Below are 1,723 nucleotides of genomic sequence, written 5' to 3'. Positions count from 1 at the left end.
AAAGAGACCCGGATTTTCTCTCCATATAGCGACTCGCCAACTTAAATCGGTTTAAGGATTAGGTCAAGAATGAGTCCAAAAATTATTGTATAGACGGGAGTTTGAATCGCTTTTCTCCTGCCCAACGATAACTTCGGGATTCATGCTTAATATAGAACTAGACCCAGAAACCGGATTTCTTGGTATTTTGCTACAAAGGTAAACGATCGCCTTTTGTCCAATCAGCGGCAAGCCAACGCCAAGCAGCCGACCATTGGCAAGCTGAAGGAGTCGGCACCGCCTCTGGCGGCAATTCGGGAGAATTGGCGAGGATTAGGTTTTCAGGTTTGAGTTAGTGTTCGTCTTTTTCAACTAGGAGATAGCTATGATTGCAGCCAAAGAAAAAGGGCCGTACTTTACGCCGGAGGAGTATTTTGCTTGGGAGGAGCAACAACTCGAAAAGCATCAGTTAATCGATGGTCGCGTGTATGCGATGACGGGTGGTACCAGAAATCATAGTGATGTGGCTGGTAACTTTTTAGCGATTATCAAGCCTCATCTCCGAGGCAGTGGTTGTAAAACCTACAATTCTGATTGTCGCGTAAATGTTCTCAACACTGACAACTATATCTATCGAGATCTGAGTGTTGCCTGCGATCCGAGAGACAATTCTAGCGCCCAATACATTACCTATCCCTGTCTAATTGTCGAGGTTTTATCCCCCAGCACTGAGGCTTATGACCGGGGCAAGAAGTTTGAAATGTACCGCCAAAATCAGAATTTGGTGGATTATTTATTAGCCAGTTCGGAGGAGATTGCGATCGATATGTATCACCAAAACGAGGCGGGGGATTGGTTAATTCTGAGCTATCGACCCGGCGATGTTGTCGAGCTAAAAAGTATTGGATTAAGTGTGCCGATAGAGGAGTTTTACGAAGAGGTTGTGTTTGAGCCATCGTCTAATGCGGTTTAGTGTACAAGATGGATGACTCCAGTGCGATCACCCATATCTCCACCCGCCACCCCCACCAAAGCAGCCTCAAACCGTGTAACTTCCTGGGTGTTAGAATAATCCCTAATGTTCCAGGCATCAATATGAAGTTCGAGCGCGACACTATCGTAAAATTAACCATCGGTAGCGGGTGCGTCCTGGGTAGCTTGGCGTTCCCCCCCCGTATCGCCGCAGAAGGGATGGTCTGGGGAAACATCTTAGCCACGGCGTTAGGGAATGTGGCGGCGGGGAATACGGCTAATGCTGTTGATGCTTTAATCGATGCACGAGAGGGGAGAGTTTCCCTAGAAAATCAGGATTTAACCAAAGCAGTCGGGAAAGCGATTCTCTACGAGACGCTACGCGAACGCCGCCGTTATCACCCTCGCAGCCAAACAACAGCGGGGCAAAACCCGCGAATATCTCGAAAAAATCGCCGCCCAAGCCAAGGATAACTGGGTTGCGATCGCCCAACAGGAACTAGCCAAACAACGTTACCCCGACCTGCGAGAAGCCAAACTCGACCAATTCCTTACCCCCCAAGAATACCAAAGCGGGGCAAAACCCGCGAATATCTCGAAAAAATCGCCGCCCAAGCCAAGGATAACTGGGTTGCGATCGCCCAACAGGAACTAGCCAAACAACGTTACCCCGACCTGCGAGAAGCCAAACTCGACCAATTCCTTACCCCCCAAGAATACCAACTCACCCAACAAGGGAACCTCACCGTCACCGCATGGGGCGATATTTTTA

At 48.8% G+C, this 1,723-nt stretch carries 2 protein-coding genes and 1 pseudogene; all 3 read left to right on the top strand.

The features are described from left to right. Positions 1–179: 179 nt before the first annotated feature. The gene (locus B9T16_RS28425) at positions 180–335 is read left to right on the top strand and encodes a hypothetical protein (protein WP_014274389.1); all 156 of its coding nucleotides are present in this window, start codon (positions 180–182) and stop codon (positions 333–335) included. A 29-nt stretch (positions 336–364) separates the two neighbouring features. Continuing rightward, positions 365–952: a Uma2 family endonuclease gene (locus B9T16_RS28420; RefSeq protein WP_410246361.1), complete on the top strand. Its 588-nt coding sequence runs from the start codon at positions 365–367 to the stop codon at positions 950–952. Between the two features lie 122 nt (positions 953–1,074). After that, positions 1,075–1,723: pseudogene (locus tag B9T16_RS28415) on the top strand (hypothetical protein); the annotation flags it as partial.

It is taken from the genome of Arthrospira sp. PCC 8006 (genome assembly GCF_046480465.1).
Taxonomy (GTDB): Bacteria; Cyanobacteriota; Cyanobacteriia; order Cyanobacteriales; family Microcoleaceae; genus Limnospira; species Limnospira platensis.
This window is presented reverse-complemented; position numbering and strand designations above follow the sequence as displayed.